The sequence below is a fragment of the Gluconacetobacter tumulisoli genome, from assembly GCF_014174155.1.
In the GTDB taxonomy this organism is placed as follows: Bacteria; Pseudomonadota; Alphaproteobacteria; order Acetobacterales; family Acetobacteraceae; genus Gluconacetobacter; species Gluconacetobacter tumulisoli.
Genome location: NZ_JABEQM010000003.1, coordinates 183,164 through 199,250 on the forward strand (window position 1 = coordinate 183,164; position 16,087 = coordinate 199,250).

Genomic DNA, 16,087 nt, shown 5'->3' on the forward strand with positions numbered 1-16,087 from the left:
GGATTGCGGCGTCCGTCGGGTTGCATTCTGCACGATGTTTTTAAGAAAGATCGATATTTCCACATTTTTTCCGGCGGGCGGGACCCGTTGCATAACGTGGCGCGACGCCGGGCCTTCGGCATCGGCCAGCCAGCGGGTGAACGGATTTTCTCTGGCGGAAGGACGGTCGGATGTCGGACCCCCTGTTTGAAGCACGGTTGGAAAAATCGTATCTTCAGCAGCTTACCTCCATCCGTGGAGTGGCATGCCTGGTCGTCCTGGTCGGGCATGTCATCCAGGTCATCCGTTATGATCCGCTTCCGTCGTCGCCGCATCGGCACTGGATCCGCGACCTGGTCACCTATGCGTTCAACGCCCAGGCGGCCGTGTTGCTGTTCTTCGTCCTCAGCGGTTGCGTCCTGTCGCTGTCCTTGCGTCGGGTCATCACGTTCGACCGGCAGGCCATTGCGGGCTTCTATGTAAAACGGGCGTTTCGCATCTATCCGTTACTCTGGGTTTCGGTGTTTTTCTCGGTTGTTATTACAACATATGTACGGGCCTCGATGGATGTCGGGGTCTATGTGGACTGGCTGGCGCGCAATCTCGGCTCCACGATCTCGCTGTCGCATGTCGGGCTGGCGCTGGTGGGGGCCTATACCCGTTATAACGGCCCGATGTGGTCGCTGCGGGTCGAGCTGATCTTCTCGATCCTCTTTCCCGGTATCCTGCTGCTGATGCGGGCCCGGCGACTGCGGGGCTGGGCGCTGGCAGCGCTGTTCGCCCTGGCGCTGGTTCCCATGCCGTCGGAGATCGGGCTGAATTTCGGCCTGGCGTTCGCGCTGGGGGCGCTGATCCCGCTGATGCCGCGGATCGGCTGGGCATCCTCGGCGCTGATTCCCGTGGCGGCGACGCTGGTGCTGATGTACGACCGTCTGGCGCTGGGCGGTCACGCCATGCCGGAACAGGTCTATGACGTGATCGAAACCCTGGCCGCGTTCGTCATCGTGCGTGACCTGTATGCATCGGGCCGGTCCTTCGGCGTGCTGACCAACCGAACGGTCGTCTGGGTCGGCGAACTGTCCTACAGCATATATCTGCTCCATCTGCCCATTCTTCTGGTTGTCTTCGACCTGATGCAGCGCTGGATGGGCCTTCGGCCCCTGCTGGCCCATCCGGGATGGAGCCAGAGCGTGCTGGCGGTGCTGACGGTCGGGGTGACGGTGGCGGTGTCCAGCCTGACCTACAAAATAGTGGAACTGCCGCTGCATAATATCGGACGCAGGCTGGCGCGCCGCATCGAACCTTCCGCGGCGCCTGTGGTCGCCTGGCGAAACGATGCCGCGCGGCGGACGACACCGGCCACCGGCATGGAGCGCGAATCATGACGATCGCCTATGCGGCACCCAGTCGTGTTCTGGCGGCGCCGGCGGATTCGCAGGGTGGAAAATATCTCGTGGTCGCCGGGGCCATGTTCAACCTGGCGTTGTGTTTCGTTGCGACCCGCGGCTGGATGCATGTCGGAAACGCCCATATCGCGGCGGTGGAACTCACGATCATGGCTGTCGGATTCTACATGATCCGGAACCGGATCGACCGGCACGCACTCTGGATCATGGCGGTGACGTTCGGCTTCCTGGCGGGCGCGAAGCTGGTCAATCCGGCGATCAGCTTCAAGATCCTGCATGATTTCGGAATCATGTATATTTTCTATCAACTGGGTCGGATGGCGTCGGAACGGACGGCCCGCTCGACGATCTGGATCCTGATGGTTCTGGTGCTGGCCGTCGGGTTCGTCGAGCTGGTATTTACCCAGGCCTTCGCCCAGGCCTTCAATATCTGGGACTACTACGTCCAGAAGGGCGTTATTTCCAGCGACACGGTGAATTACAGCAATACCAACCTGTTTCTCAGCGGCAATCGCGGCGCAGGTGCGGGCCGGACCTTTTTTGAATCCGTCTTCGGGCCGCATCGGGTCTCGTCCATTTTTCTGGAACCTGATTCGCTGGGAAATTTTTCCGCCGTCGTGTTCGCATGGTGTCTCAGCGTTTCGAAAAACCAGCCTGGCCGACGGTACGTCGTATTGTACATCCTGGCGGCCCTGTGTTTTGTCCTGGCCGACTCCCGCTTTGCGTCGGGATGCTGCGCATTGATGCTGCTGCTGCGGCTGACGCCCTTGTGCAGGGTCGCGCTCGTGACGTTCCTGCTGCCCGTGCTGGTCGCGACGGCCCTGACACTCGTCGGTTCGCTTCATGAACTGCCGGGGGTGCTGCCGGCCATCCTGAAGGACGATCTGTCCGGCCGGCTGATCTTTTCCGGTCGGTTGCTGGATTACTGGCATATCGGCCAATGGTTCGGGATGGCGCCGTCGCAGGTCTATACGTCGGACACCGGTTATGCCTACGTCCTTAACAATCTGGGGGCGATACTGACCCTGTTCTATCTCGGCCTGTTCGCGTTCCGCCCCGCACGCTCACGCGAGGGCGAGATCATGAGGGCGATGATGTCGGTCTATTTCGCGACGTCGCTCTGCATCGGGGCATCGGTTTTCACGATCAAGACGGCGGCCCTGCTGTGGTTCCTGTATGGAACGACCGAGACCGGGCCTGATGCATCGGATGGCGTGTTCGCACGCCCGCGCCACCCTGCGGCCCGTCCGATCATGTCTGCGGCGACCGAGGTTGCGGCCTGATCCTTATATATGGGAAATGCCATGCGTATCCTGACATATCTGCGCTGCGCCGCTGCCCTGCTGTTGCCCGTGGCTGTGCCTGCCCAGGGCTTGGCGCAGGAATTCAAGGGGGTGAATCTGGCGGGGGCGGCCTATTCCTCGAACAAGATTCCCGGCCGGTACGGCTATGATTATGTGTTTCCCAAACCCGGCGAGGTCACGTATTTCCGGGAAAAGGGGATGAATATCTTCAGGATCTCGGTGCTCTGGGAACGGTTGCAGCCGGTGCGGCAGGGTAATCTGGACCCCGCCTATCTGGGGCGACTGCGCGATTTCATCGCGGAGGCGAACCAGTCTGGCGCGAAAGTCATTGTCGATGTGCATGATTACGGCCGTTATCGTGGCGTGCCGATCGGCACGGACCCGGTGACATCCGGCGATTTTCGGGATTTCTGGGCCCGCATGGCCACTGCATTCGGCGGAAATTCGGGCGTCATGTTCGGCCTGATGAACGAACCGCAACTGCATTCGGCCGACGCCTGGCGCGATATCCAGCAGCAGGCCATCCTGGGCATCAGGGGGACGGGGGCGAAAAATCCCATCCTTGTCTCGGGAATTTCATGGGATGCGGCGCATAATTTCGCCACGGTGAACGGACAGGCCTTGAAATCGCTGCAGGATCCGGCGCACGCCCTGCTGTATGAGGTCCATGAATATTTCGATGCCGACAGCTCGGGGCGCAGTCCCGACTGCATTCCTGCAAGCCAGGTCATCGGCCGCCTGGCGCCGTTCACCGCATGGCTGCATCAGACCGGGCACAAGGGTTTCCTGGGGGAATTCGGGGTCGGCCGCAGCGACGCATGCCTGCAGGACCTGGATCGGGTCGTATCCTACCTGGCGGCGAACGCGGATGTGTGGACCGGATGGACCTATTGGGCGGCGGGACCGCTCTGGGGCGAATACATGTATACGCTGGAACCCAAGAACGGAACGGATCGGCCGCAGATGACGGTGCTGCAGAAATATCTTTCCGGTCGATAGGCGTGCGCCATGGACCGCGTCGGTCGGGAGGGCCGGCCTATCGTCTGCCGTGGGATGAACGAGAGGGAGGCATGTTGCGATGACGGACCCGATTATCGACGTTCTGGTCCCGGCCTATAATGCGCAGAGCACGATCCGGTCGTCGATCGACAGCCTTCGCGGCCAGACCATCCGGAACATCCGGATCGTGGTCGTCGATGACGGATCCACGGACAGGACGGGCGAGATATTGGCCGGGATGGCCCGCGACGACCCGCGGATCACGGTCCTGACACAGGCCAACCAGGGGATCGTCGCGGCGCTGTCCCACGGGCTGGGGGCATGCGGCGCGCCGTTCATCGCGCGGCACGATGCCGATGACCTGGCCGCCTCCGATCGTCTGGAGCGACAGGTGCGGTACCTGGAGGAGCATCCGGACTGCGTTGCCGTGTCGGGCGGGGGGATACATATCGACGTAGATGGCCGGCCGACAAGCGGGCGGGTGCGCCTGGCATCCGTGGATGCGGCCGATCCGGCCTGGGCGCCTGCGCGGGAGCCTTATCTGCCGCAGCCGTTCCTGCTGATGCGGCGCTCGGCGTTCGACCGGGTCGGCGGTTACCGCAGCCTGGCGGTCGCCGAGGACAGCGACCTGTACTGGCGCCTGTCCGAAATCGGGCCATTGCGGAACATCGACCAGAATTTCGGGTCCTATCGCGTGCATGCCGGCAGTATCTCGAGCCGGTCCATCCGTAACGGCCGGTCGCTGGCATTCTGGTCTCAGATGGCCGCCCTGTCGGCGCGGCGACGGCGGGCCGGGCAGCCCGACCTGGTCTTCACGCCCGACACGATGCGTCAGCGCGAGGCGTCGGTCACGCTGGATGATTTCTTCCAGTCCGGATGCGCGGGCCTGACGGGCGGCGAGCGGTCATGGCTGGCCCTGGCGCTGGGGATGAAGCTGGTGGCGCTGGCCCTCTATCGGCCTTATGAGCCGGACAGCGCCGACTGTGATTTCATTCGCCGCGCAGTGCGGGATCCGCATGCCCCCATTACGGTCGAAAATCGGGCGGAGATCGCGGACCTGCTGATGGCAACCGCGACGCGCCTGGCGATCCATGGCCGCCTTCGCGATGCGGCGAAGCTGGTGTCGCCGGCCCGCTATCCCGTCTTGCTGGGGCGTATCTCGTTCCGCCTGGTGTTGCCGGCGGGACTGCGAGATGCCGTCAAGCGGGCGGCCGGACGCGTCCAGCCGGCCTGATGCCGACCATCGCGCGAGCCGGGACGGATCGCATCAATCCTGAAGAGTTATTGGGGGTTTCATGACGGCACAAGCGGAACGGCCCGCTGGCAGGCAGGGCGGTCTGGGCAAGGCGGCCACCAGCGGCTTCCTCTGGTTGCTCGTGCAAAGCGTTGCGGCGCGGGGAATCGGCTTCGTTTCGCAACTGGCGCTGGCATGGCTGCTGACGCCCGCCGATTTCGGTGTGATCGGCCTGGCCTATACCGTGTTCGGGATCGCCAACGCCTTGGTCAGCTTCGGAGTAGATGATGTCCTGCTGCAACGCCAGAAGGCGATCATGCTCTGGACCGCGCCCGCCTTCTGGATCTGCCTGTCGCTGGGCATGCTGGGCATGGTAGGCATGCTGGCCGCGGCGCCGTTCGCCGCACGCTGGTATCATTCCCCCGAACTGGTGGGGCTGATCGCGGCCCTGGCCGTCGCGACGCCGATCAAGACGCTGGCCACCGTGCCCTCGGTCAGGATCCGCGCCGACATGAACTTCCGGTTCCTGGCCGCATACAACACGTTCGAAATCTTCGCGTTGCAACTGGGCACGATCCTTCTGGCGTGGCTGGGTTGCGGGGCATACAGCTTTGCCATCCCGATCCCGGCACTTGCGGTCATCAAGGCGGCGCTGTTCTGGTGGAAGGCACCGCCGCGTATCGGCCGGATGTTCCGGAAGGTGCAACTGCAATACATACTGGGCAGCAGCACGACCGTCTTCGCGACGCGGACGATCATCGAAATCGTCAATCAGGGGGATTATATCGTGCTGGGGCTCATCGCCTCGCATTCCGTGGTCGGCCTGTATTTCTTCGCCTTCCGGTTCTCGGCGCAACCCGTCCGCATGCTGGCGGGGAATTTCATCAACGTCCTGCTGCCGGCCTTCGCCCAGTTGCGGGGCGACCCGCCCCGCCAGACCGAGGCCGCGCTGAAGGCATGCCGCCTGCTGGCCTATATGGTCGTGCCGTTCTGCTTCATGCAGGCCGCCCTCGCGGGGCCGGGGCTGCATATCCTGTTCGGCGAACGCTGGATCAAGGCGGTGCCCTACGTCCAGATCCTGAGCATGGGCCTGCCCTTCGACGCGGTGTCGTGGATCACCGGATCACTGTTGAGCGCGCGGCGCGAGTTCCGCGCCGGACTGATCTTCGCCCTGATCTCGGCGCCGATCTTCTTCGGCATGGCGATCGCAGGGGGGCTGCTGGGCAGCGCGTTCGGCGTGGCGGTGGCGGTGGCGATCTATTACTTCACGTACCCACCGCTATGTTCGCTGTTGATTCTGCGCCGGTGCGGTGTTGCGGTCGGCCGGGTCCTCGAACTCTATATCATGCCGTTTCTGGTATCCGCTCTGGCGATTGGCGGCGGCTATCTGATCTCTGTGATGCCGGTGATCCGGACGTATGATCTGGCCAGAATCATCGTGATCGGTGGTGTCGGGACGGGATTATATCCCGTCATTCTCTATGTCCTGAGGCGGGATGTCTTCGATCAGTTGTGCGATCGTTTTGGGGGGATTATCGGAAAATTCCGTCGGGTCAGGCTCGCCGCCCCGCAGGCTGTGGCGTCGGGCGGCTGATTGCGGCGTATTCAGCGCCCGCGGGAACGATGCGTCATGCGGGCCCGTACCCTGCGCCGGACTTTCTGCAACAGCCGTACGATCGGGGTCGGCAGGGTATTATGCAGCGCGATCTGCAAGCGGGCGCTTGCCGACTGGCCCGGTCGTGAAACATAGACAGTCGTTGATTTCATGTCCGCCGTTGCATCGTTGGTGTAGAAATAGGCAATCAGCGCCTTACGTTCGAGGCCGGGCTTGATATGGGTCGGATGCCCGTGAGCCGCTATTTTCGACTGCTCCATCAGCACGGTTCGTCCGAAATGGGGCGCGATTTCCACCGCGCGCGCGGATGGCCGCACCGTCCAGAGTTCCAGATTTCCCCCATTTTGGGTGTCCCAATCCGGATTGAGATACGTCAGCATCGCGAGGCGATTGGTCAGGCTGGTCTGGGGATGTTTCTGGAAATCGATATGAAGGTCGAAATGTCCGCCGCCCGACACCACGTGCATGCCGCCCCCGAAAAGGGATGGATCAGGCAGGAGGTTTTCGATACCCGTCAGGCTGGTCAGCAGACGAAGAAACGGACCGGAGTAAACAAAATCGAAATATCTCTGTACATGGGATGGAAGGTCTGAATTCGGAACCGTAGCGGTCTTCTTCTGCAGGGCCGTATCATAGCATTGCCATTGCCAATCGCTGCGATGGCGATACGCGTCCAGTATCGGCAACAGCCAATTTTCCGGAAACAGGTCGTCGATGATCAGGTGGGGGAATGGGTGTGCCGACTGATAGCGGCCCCGCAATCGTTCGGCCGATTCCTTCAGGCCGAGCGCACGGACGGTGAAGGGGGGCAATGACCCCGTGATGGACGGTGTATCGCCAGAAATGGTCGGACCCATATTAAATCGCTCATCACAGGTGTGGGACGAGGAGAATGAATGACAGGCCGATGTCGAAAAGCCCGGGCGGGAAATGGGTGAAACAGGCGCGGGTTTCCGTTTTCGCTCTGACATGGCATCTCCGGTTTAAAACGGGACCGTGACCATGGGCTGAACGGTGTGAACGCTATCTCATATTACAAAATGATGTAAAGCATTCGGTTGCATATCCGGCGCAGTTCGTATCTGAGGCGAGGATCTGAACGCTGGAGGCGTCTTTCTGGCCGCAGCATGGCGCACATGCCGCCACGCTGTATCCTGCGATGATTCTATAGCCTGCCGGCGGTGTTGCCCTCGACCATTCGGTGGGCGGCGCCACGCGTTTTCAGGTTCAGGAAAATCCGGGCCTGCTCTGTCAGGGGTTTTTCCAGGTACCTGTGCATCATTACGCCCAGAAGCAACGCGGCCAGCACGTTGGCCGGGTGCAGCAGGGTTGTCGTCAGAACGGGCAATCCCGACAGGCTGGCCGCCTTGCCGACAATTTTGCCGGTCATGTCGAATGCAATCTGTTGAAACAGATATATCGCATAGGACGCCGCGCCCAATTCCAGCAGGATGCGGCTGCGCGGCATATATCCCGCGCGTTCGAGGGAAAGAGCCGCCGATGCGATGACGATCGCCCCCGCGCCGAACAGCAGGTCATGGTGGAACGGGATGAGAAGAAGAAAGCCGATCGTCAGGGCGGCCGTAGCGCCGGCAATCCATCGGCCCGGCATCCGGTTCAGCCGGATGCCGTAAAGGCGTCCCAGTACCATGCCGGCAAGAAATTCAAGAAGCAGGGGGGAGGTATAGATCGTCAGGGCCGGTGTACGGGGCGGCCACGTGGCGCCCAGCATGACGAGAGTACCAAACAGGACGGCCACGACGCCGAGGCGCCGTGAACCGTCCAGCATCAGGAGGGCGCCGAAAACCAGATAGAAAAAGACCTCGTACTGCAACGTCCAGCCCAGATAGAGCGTCGGCCAGATATGACCGCCTGGTCCCCAGGCGGGAATGAACAGCAGCGAGGCCAGCAGGTGGCCGGGACTCCGATCGGTGACCGAGGGCGTGAAGATGCCTCCGGCCGCCAGCAGAATCGTCAGGGCCGTGGCGGCCCAGTAAGGCGGGACGATGCGCGCGATGCGGTCCAGGTAGAAATGTCGCGGCCCTATATCGCGTCCATCGGTCAGCGCGATCATGATGAATCCGCTGATGACGAAGAACAGGTCTACGCCGTGCTGGAAAAATCTAACGTCGGGAAAGATATTTTGGAACTGATGAAACAGCACGACACCGATCGCCGCCATGGCCCGGAGATATTGGATCGAGACGATCGTATTGCGGCCGCGCAGATGATCGGGCGAGGGGGGTGCGACATTCCCGGCCCTGCGGTTCGGTGCGTCTCGATCGGCGTGGGCGGGGTGGGGCGTCCGCATGCTGGGGCTCCGTCCTACGTCATGCTGCAAGGACTTCAGGATATCGCATCCCGCCGGGCCTGACAGGACCATAATGATCGGATCGGGGAATCGTTCCGATATTTCTTCCATGCCGTGGAACGGGTGTGGAAGAAGGGGCGGGTCTGTGGTGGTCGACCCGCCTCCAGGACTACGCGCCTGCCGGCAAGGTCGCCATGTCGATGACGAAGCGGTATTTCACGTCGGACCGCAGCATCCGTTCGTAGGCGGTTTCGATCTGATCCATGCGGATCATCTCGATATCGGCGGCGATGCCGTGTTCGCCGCAGAAATCCAGCATCTCCTGGGTTTCGGGAATGCCGCCGATCAGCGAGCCGGCGAAGCTGCGGCGTTTCATCAGCAGGCCGAACACCGAAACCGGCAGGGGGTCTTCGGGCGCGCCGACCTGCACCAGGGTGCCGTCGCGCTTCAGAAGGTTCAGGTAGGCGTTGATGTCGTGGTTGGCGGCGACCGCATCCAGGATGAAATCGAAGCGTCCGGCCTCGCGCGCCATGGCGTCCGGGTCGCGCGACAGCACAACCTCGTGCGCGCCGAGGCGAAGCCCGTCCTCGATCTTGCTGGCGGAAGTGGTGAACAGGACGACTTCCGCCCCGAAGGCGCGGGCGAACTTGACCCCCATGTGGCCCAGACCACCCAGGCCGACGATGCCGACGCGCTGGCCCGGCCCGACCTTCCAGTGGCGCAGCGGCGAATAGGTCGTGATGCCGGCGCACAGCAACGGCGCCACTGCGGCGAGATCCAGGTGACCCGGCACTTTCAGGACGAAGGCCTGGTCGACCACGATGGCGCGGGAATAGCCGCCGAAGGTGATGCCGCGTCCATGGAGGTCCTGGCCGTTATAGGTGCCGACGAATCCGTTTTCGCAATATTGCTCGAACCCGTCGCGGCAGCTCTGGCAGGTGCGGCAGGAATCGACCAGGCAGCCGACGCCCACCAGGTCACCGGCCCTGAAGCGGGTGACCGACGCGCCCGTTTCCGTCACGCGGCCGACGATCTCGTGACCCGGGACGCATGGATAGATCGTGTTGCGCCATTCGTTGCGGGCCTGGTGCAGGTCGGAATGGCATACCCCGCAGAACAGGATGTCGATGCGGACGTCCTCGGGCCCGGTATCGCGTCGCTCGAACCCGAAAGGGGCGAGGGGCGCATCGGCGGCGGTGGCGGCGTAACCTGTACATGCGAACATGGCGGGAGGCTCCTTCCTGGTCGTCAGGGGATGGATCCGCAGGACGATCGGTCGGGTCCTGATCGGTCGGGTCCCGTCCTGCGGCGTGGCAGATGCACGGCTGGGGAGGGCGCCACGTTGGGCGCCCCGGCGTTCCAGCATCCGGTCGGTATATTCTGTGGGCAGCGCGCCGGCCTGTCCAGCGCGTGCGGGTCCTGTGCGGACAGCACGATCGCGGTCGTGCCGATCATGTCGGTCGGTTGCGCCTGCGTGTGGTGCCGGCCCCCGAAACGCGCCTGTGCGTTCAGCGGGTCTTCGTATCCCGCGTCAGAACGTGAAATCGAGGTTGGACTGCACGTAAGCCCCCGAGGTCGCGCCGCCGCGTGTGAATGCGCGCGAGGCGAACAGATATTCGCCATCGAGGCTGAGGGTGATATGCCGCGTGGCGCGCCAGGTGAAGCTGCCCTGCGGGATGGTCGCGGTATAGGCCCCGCCGCGCGGACGGTAGGAATAGAAGGTGTTGCTGGAGGTATAGACCGCGTCGTTGACGCTGTTGCGCCACACGACGGGTGCCTTCAGCATCAGGTTGGTATTCGGGCTGGTGGTCAGGGTGATCAGTGGTCCGATATCGATGATATTCGACAGGCCCAGATCGGTGCTGATATCGAGGTAATAGGCGCTGGGTACCCAGGGCGACAGGAAATTGCCCCAGCTTGCGGTCGCGCCCCGGCGGGCGTCGCCGCCCGACGCGTCATCGGCCTGCACGCCGATCGACGGCTTGCCCCACCATTTGGCAAAGCGCCAGGACAGCGAGGCGTTGAAGCTGTAGGCCGACACCGGGCGAGCGGGTCCGTTCTTCGCAGCGTTGAAATAGCCGCCCTGCCACATTCCGCCCGCCGAAAATTCGATCGGTCCCGCATTGCCCCAGATCCGCATGCCCGGTGTGTCGCGCCGGGTCGAGCCTGCCTGGCTGCCGAACGTCGCGCCGTCCTGCCTGGGGATCGGGCTGCTGGCCAGGAGGTAGCCCAGGTAGAACGTATCCACGAAGACCTGGCTTTTCTTTCCCAGGAAGGTGAATTGCGGCACCGCGTAGGAAGTATAGGCGCCGAACAGGCGCGATCGGTATCCAACCTGATCATGGAAGGGAAGATACGGATTGTCGTTCGTGAGTGTCAGGTCGAACAGGTCGACCCGGAATCGCTTCCAGAACGCATAGCCCCGGATGCCGTTCCAGGAATAGGGGATGGTGGGATAGACACTGCCGCCCGATACGTAAGGCGGGACATCCAGGAACGTCATGCGTCCGACCATGATGCCTGTCGTCGCCCCCAGCAGCCTGCCCCGGACCTCGACGAAAGCCTGCTGCGCATCCAGCTTCGACCGCCAGCGGCCGGTATAGCCGTAATAATTCATGCCGCCGGCTTCGCCGTTCATCAGTTCGCCATAGAGGCGGACATGCTCGCCCAGATGAAGGTCGGCACCCAGGTTGAAGCGCAGGTTCGACCGGTAGGAGGGCGACCGCTTCACTGCGCCGAACTGTGCGAACTGGTCGTAGAAGCCGTGATGGCGGAAATTGCCGCTCAATGTCAGGTAGATCGATCCGGATTCATTGAACGGAATGTATTTCAGGGGATCGGCCCAATCGATGCGGTTTTGATTATGCCGCAGGCCCGACCAGACCTCGGCCCAGCGCGATACGGCGTAATATCCCACGGTGCCGAATCCCGCCGCCGCGGCGGTATTGGTGTTGAAGACGCCCCACGGTCCCTGGTGCAACTGCGCTGGGGGCAGCGGATGCAGCTCCAGCAACTGCGGATTTCCATACAGTTCCGGCCGGCTGGTCAGCGGGGGCAGCATGTTGGGCGCCGGCGCGTGCGGGACGGCGGCGTCGGCCACGGTCGGTCCGGCGGCAGGTGTCCCGGCGGTCCTGGCCGGTGAAAGCTGGATATGCGTGCCGGTACTGTCGGCGGCGGCCGGCGCAGCATGCGCCGGCAAGGTGAATGCAATGCCGACAGTGACGGGCAACATACCCAACCGACAATTTCGGAAGGAGCAGTATGTAGAGAATTTGGCGAACGCACGCATGATCGGGTCTTTGTCTTGTTTTTGATCTTGGGGCCGATCACAGTTATGCTATGACTACAACCCTGTCCTGTATGTGTTGTGGAACATTAGTCGCGGTTCGTCACTTCGAATTTGCGTGTTCTCCTGCTTTCCTTGCCGGCAGCCGTTTTTTTCCAGTAGATCCCGATTGACAGGCCCCGAAAGGATGGGTTCGTCGGGCGATCAGCCGATGACAATCATCCGCTCCACATCGACCAGGCCGTGATCGGTGATCTTCAGGCGCGGGACCACCGGCAACGGCAGGAAAGCCAGGTGCAGGAAGGGTTCTTCCAGCGTCACGCCCATCGCGCGGGTCGCCGCGCGCAGGGCGATCAGCTGGTCGCGCACGATTTCGAACGGCGCGTCGCTCATCAGGCCAGCGATCGGCAGGGGCAGTTCCTCGCGCACCTGCCCGTTCTCGACGATCACGAAGCCGCCGCCGATCTCGGCCAGGCGGTTCGCGGCGGCCGCCATGTCGTCGTCATCGACGCCGACGACGCAGATATTATGGGCATCGTGCCCGACCGAGGATGCCAGCGCCCCGCGCCGCAGCCCGAACCCGCGCACGAAGCCCCGGCCCATATTGTCGTTCAGCCCGTGCCGCGCGACGACCGCAACCTTGGCCACGTCCAGATCGGGACGCGCCAGCACCGTCCCGTTACGGCAGCCGAGGTCGATTGTCAGGAAATCGGTTATGATCTGTCCGGGAATGATGCCGATCACCGGGGTGTCCCGGCCGTCGCCGGGGACCGCGAAATCGGCCGGCGTAACCGGCCGGCGCAGGTGCACGCTGTTCCGCCCCGGGGCGTCGACGACCGGCCGCGCCGCCAGTGCCGGGCCGATCGGCCGGCCGCCGGCCAGCACGTCCGACACCACGCAGCCCTCCAGATCGTCGAGGAAGACGATGTCGGCCCGCTTGCCCGGGGCCAGCATCCCGCGATCGGTCAGCCCGAACGCCCGCGCTGCCGACAGGCTGGCCGCGCGATAGGCGGCGAGGGGCGGCACGCCACGGGCGATGGCGCTGCGGATCATGAAGTCGACATGGCCTTCGTGCGCGATTTCCAGCGGATTGCGGTCGTCGGTGCAGAAGGCCAGGAACGGCGACGTCGCGACCGTCAGCAGCGGCGCCAGCGCCGCCAGGTCCTTGCAGACCGATCCCTCGCGGATCAGCACGGTCATGCCCTTGCGGATCTTTTCCAGGGCCTCGTCCGCGCGGGTGGCCTCGTGGTCGGTGGAGATACCGGCGGACAGGTATCCGTTCAGCCGCTGGCCGGTCATCAGCGGGGCATGCCCATCGATATGCCGGCCTGCGAAGGCCACCAGCTTGTCCATGCAATCGTCCTCGCAGGACAGGACGCCGGGCATGTTCATGAATTCGGCCAGCCCGATCACCTTGGGATGGTCCATGAACGGCGTCAGCGCGTCCGCCCGCAGCACGGCGCCCGAGGTTTCCAGCGCGGTCGACGGCACGCAGCTCGACAAGTTGACGCGCAGGTCCATGACCATCCGCGTGGCGGCATCCAGGAAATAGCGCAGCGCCGTGACGCCCAGCACGTTCGCCATCTCGTGCGGGTCGCAGATCGCGGTGGTGACGCCGTGCGGCAGGACGCAGCGTTCGAATTCGAACGGCGTGACCAGCGAGGATTCGATGTGCAGGTGCGTGTCGATGAAGCCCGGAACGACGATCCGGCCATGGCCTTCGATGACGGTGGTCCCGTCATGGCAGCCCAGCGTGCCCACGATGGTGTCGCCGCAGATCGCGATGTCGGTCGGGATCAGGTCCCCGGTCACCAGGTCGAACAGCCGGACGTTCCGGACCACCAGGTCGGGTGTCTCCTGCCCGCTTCCCTGGCGGATCCGGCGGGCGAGGACGTCATGCGATATCGTGCTCATGACATCCTTAAGCACAACGGGGGGCGCTGCGTCCATCGCATACGCCCCGGAATGCTTCAATGGCCGGGGAGGGAGGCCGCGTCCAATGCGATGACGGTCTGGTTGATCGACACGTTTTCGGGCGTCGGGTCGTCGGTGGTACGGGCGTCGATGCCGTGCGTGATCTGGCGCAGGTCGGCCAATTCGGCGCGGACATCATCCAGGATTTCGACCAGGGCCGCATGGTCGGCCGCCGCCCGTTCGTCCGAACTGCGCGACAGGATGGCGTTGCCGACCATCAGGGCCGGCAGCGCCACAAGCTGGATGCAGTTGCTGACATACAGCAGCGTATTCTGCCACGCCGGTGCGGCCAGCGGCAGCAGCGAGAAGAACAGGAACGCGTAGACACACCAGATACTGCCGAAGATCACCGTCAGCCGGATCGCGACCCGGTCGTTGATCCCGTTGATGAGCGTCCTGCCCGTGGTCATTGCCCTGTTCGTCCTGCTGCTGCGGCCTGTCCCGCCGTCGGACCTATCAGGTGCGTAGCCATCCCGCCATATCCCGCCATCGAAAGGCAGGCATTCACCGTCGCCGCGGTCGCGCAGGACGCACTACGCACTGCGCACGATGCATGCGGGGGCGTCACGCCCCGGACAGATGTTCCGTGCCATCGTCGGGAACAGGAACGGCCGTGTCACGCGTTATGTCGCCGGGGGCGATGCCGCCCTGTCCCGGCATGGCCCACAGGGCGATCGCGCCCGCCAGGGCCGTTCCCCCGACATACAGGGCCGGCGCGACCGTGCTGCGGGTCACCAGGGCCGAAACGAATGCCGGCGTCAGGCCGCCGAAGACCGCGTAGGACAGATTGTAGGAAAACGACAGGCCGGAAAAACGGACCGGGGCCGGAAAGGCGCCGACCATTGCGACGGGCACCAGGCTGACGTAGCTGCCGCCGAACCCGGCCAGGGCGGCCAGCGGCAGCAGCCAGCCGGGATGGGCGGGGGCCACGTCGTACAGGCCCCATGCGCCCACGATCAGCAGGCCCACCACCGGCGAAACCATGGCGCGCAGTCCCCACCGGTCGGTGCCCGCGCCGACCAGCACCGCGCCCACGGTGATGGCCAGCGTGGCGACCAGGCTGGCGTACAGGGTCGCGGACGACGAAAATCCGTGCAGCGTCTGCAACAGCGCCGGCATCATCAGCAGCAGGACCACGATCGCCGCCGTCAGCGTCCATGTTGCCACCATCGACAGGATGACCGCCAGGCGATGCTCGCCCAGGATGGTGGCCAGCGGCAGCCGCCGGGCCAGTTCGGCCCGCGCATGCATTTCGGCGAAGACCGGCGTTTCCTCCAGCCAGCGGCGCAGGATCATCGCGATCAGGCCGAAGACTCCGCCCAGCAGGAACGGGATCCGCCACCCCCAGTCGGCCACGGTCGCGGGCGGCAGCGCTGCGTTCAGCGCCAGCGCGACCAGCGATCCGATCAGCATGCCCGCCGTCAGCCCGCCGGTCAGCAGGCCGCAGGCCAGCCCGATGCGGCCCGCGCCGGCATGTTCGGCGACGAAGACCCATCCGCCCGGAGCCTCACCCCCGATCGCGGCGCCCTGCAACATGCGCAGCACCAGCAGCGCCAGCGGCGCGCCGACCCCCAGCATGCCGAAGCCGGGCAGCAGGCCCATCAGCAGGGTCGGCACCGCCATCAGCAGGACGCTGAAGGCGAACATCTTCTTGCGGCCCAGCGTGTCGCCGAAATGCGCCATGATCACGCCGCCCAGCGGCCGTGCCAGGTAGCCGGCCCCGAACAGGCCGAATGTCTCGGTCTGGCGCAGCCAGTCGGGCTGCGCGGCGGGGAAGAAATGCTGGGCGATGATCTTCGCGAAATAGGCGAAGATCACGAAATCATAGAATTCCAGCGCCCCGCCGAGGGCGGCGAGGGCCAGGGTGCGCAATTCCCTGCCGCTCAGCCCGGCGGGGCGCTGCGCGACGACGGTCGAGGACATTACGCGGGGTCCATGGTTCGTTACGCGGGATGTGCATCCACCACGAAGCGGACCGG

At 64.0% G+C, this 16,087-nt stretch carries 12 protein-coding genes; 5 read left to right on the top strand and 7 right to left on the bottom strand.

What is annotated here, in order from left to right:
* Positions 1-170: 170 nt before the first annotated feature.
* The 5 genes from HLH28_RS05075 (at position 171) to HLH28_RS05095 (ending at position 6,516) form a co-directional block, all read left to right on the top strand.
* Entirely contained in the window at positions 171-1,364 is a 1,194-nt protein-coding gene (locus HLH28_RS05075) for an acyltransferase family protein (RefSeq protein WP_182955435.1), read from the top strand.
* The gene (locus tag HLH28_RS05080) at positions 1,361-2,668 is read left to right on the top strand and encodes a polysaccharide polymerase (protein WP_246395686.1); all 1,308 of its coding nucleotides are present in this window, start codon (positions 1,361-1,363) and stop codon (positions 2,666-2,668) included. The genes HLH28_RS05075 and HLH28_RS05080 overlap by 4 nt, the downstream gene beginning before the upstream one ends.
* A gap of 21 nt (positions 2,669-2,689) precedes the next feature.
* Entirely contained in the window at positions 2,690-3,688 is a 999-nt protein-coding gene (locus HLH28_RS05085) for a glycoside hydrolase family 5 protein (protein WP_182955438.1), read from the top strand.
* A gap of 79 nt (positions 3,689-3,767) precedes the next feature.
* Positions 3,768-4,922: a glycosyltransferase family 2 protein gene (locus HLH28_RS05090; RefSeq protein WP_182955441.1), complete on the top strand. Its 1,155-nt coding sequence runs from the start codon at positions 3,768-3,770 to the stop codon at positions 4,920-4,922.
* Positions 4,923-4,983: 61 nt separating this feature from the next.
* A complete protein-coding gene (locus HLH28_RS05095) occupies positions 4,984-6,516 on the top strand; it encodes a lipopolysaccharide biosynthesis protein (RefSeq protein ID WP_182955444.1) in 1,533 nt (510 codons plus the stop codon).
* A gap of 11 nt (positions 6,517-6,527) precedes the next feature.
* Here the strand turns inward: HLH28_RS05095 and HLH28_RS05100 are convergent, their stop codons facing one another.
* The 7 genes from HLH28_RS05100 to HLH28_RS05130 form a co-directional block, all read right to left on the bottom strand.
* Complete coding sequence (locus tag HLH28_RS05100; protein WP_182955447.1) at positions 6,528-7,394, bottom strand: 2OG-Fe(II) oxygenase; 867 nt, start codon at positions 7,392-7,394, stop codon at positions 6,528-6,530.
* A gap of 308 nt (positions 7,395-7,702) precedes the next feature.
* Entirely contained in the window at positions 7,703-8,848 is a 1,146-nt protein-coding gene (locus tag HLH28_RS05105; RefSeq protein WP_182955453.1) for an acyltransferase family protein, read from the bottom strand.
* A gap of 169 nt (positions 8,849-9,017) precedes the next feature.
* Positions 9,018-10,073: an NAD(P)-dependent alcohol dehydrogenase gene (locus HLH28_RS05110; protein WP_182955456.1), complete on the bottom strand. Its 1,056-nt coding sequence runs from the start codon at positions 10,071-10,073 to the stop codon at positions 9,018-9,020.
* 306 nt (positions 10,074-10,379) lie between these two features.
* On the bottom strand, positions 10,380-12,080 hold the full coding sequence (locus tag HLH28_RS05115) for an alginate export family protein (protein ID WP_246395687.1): 1,701 nt from the start codon (positions 12,078-12,080) through the stop codon (positions 10,380-10,382).
* Between the two features lie 258 nt (positions 12,081-12,338).
* A complete protein-coding gene (gene ade, locus HLH28_RS05120) occupies positions 12,339-14,048 on the bottom strand; it encodes an adenine deaminase (RefSeq protein WP_182955462.1) in 1,710 nt (569 codons plus the stop codon).
* Positions 14,049-14,104: 56 nt separating this feature from the next.
* Positions 14,105-14,518 (bottom strand): hypothetical protein, encoded by a 414-nt coding sequence (locus HLH28_RS05125; protein ID WP_182955465.1) that lies wholly within the window; start codon positions 14,516-14,518, stop codon positions 14,105-14,107.
* Positions 14,519-14,672: 154 nt separating this feature from the next.
* Positions 14,673-16,031, bottom strand: coding sequence for an MFS transporter (locus HLH28_RS05130; protein WP_182955468.1), 1,359 nt, complete (start codon positions 16,029-16,031; stop codon positions 14,673-14,675).
* Positions 16,032-16,087 lie beyond the last annotated feature (56 nt).

What these genes read in the sequence shown, in the direction of transcription:
- HLH28_RS05075 (WP_182955435.1), top strand. Translation starts at nt 171, where the DNA reads ATGTCGGACCCCCTGTTTGAAGCACGGTTGGAAAAATCGTATCTTCAG.
- HLH28_RS05080 (WP_246395686.1), top strand. Translation starts at nt 1,361, where the DNA reads ATGACGATCGCCTATGCGGCACCCAGTCGTGTTCTGGCGGCGCCGGCG.
- HLH28_RS05085 (WP_182955438.1), top strand. Translation starts at nt 2,690, where the DNA reads ATGCGTATCCTGACATATCTGCGCTGCGCCGCTGCCCTGCTGTTGCCC.
- HLH28_RS05090 (WP_182955441.1), top strand. Translation starts at nt 3,768, where the DNA reads ATGACGGACCCGATTATCGACGTTCTGGTCCCGGCCTATAATGCGCAG.
- HLH28_RS05095 (WP_182955444.1), top strand. Translation starts at nt 4,984, where the DNA reads ATGACGGCACAAGCGGAACGGCCCGCTGGCAGGCAGGGCGGTCTGGGC.
- HLH28_RS05100 (WP_182955447.1), bottom strand. Translation starts at nt 7,394, where the DNA reads ATGGGTCCGACCATTTCTGGCGATACACCGTCCATCACGGGGTCATTG.
- HLH28_RS05105 (WP_182955453.1), bottom strand. Translation starts at nt 8,848, where the DNA reads ATGCGGACGCCCCACCCCGCCCACGCCGATCGAGACGCACCGAACCGC.
- HLH28_RS05110 (WP_182955456.1), bottom strand. Translation starts at nt 10,073, where the DNA reads ATGTTCGCATGTACAGGTTACGCCGCCACCGCCGCCGATGCGCCCCTC.
- HLH28_RS05115 (WP_246395687.1), bottom strand. Translation starts at nt 12,080, where the DNA reads ATGTTGCCCGTCACTGTCGGCATTGCATTCACCTTGCCGGCGCATGCT.
- ade (WP_182955462.1), bottom strand. Translation starts at nt 14,048, where the DNA reads ATGAGCACGATATCGCATGACGTCCTCGCCCGCCGGATCCGCCAGGGA.
- HLH28_RS05125 (WP_182955465.1), bottom strand. Translation starts at nt 14,518, where the DNA reads ATGACCACGGGCAGGACGCTCATCAACGGGATCAACGACCGGGTCGCG.
- HLH28_RS05130 (WP_182955468.1), bottom strand. Translation starts at nt 16,031, where the DNA reads ATGTCCTCGACCGTCGTCGCGCAGCGCCCCGCCGGGCTGAGCGGCAGG.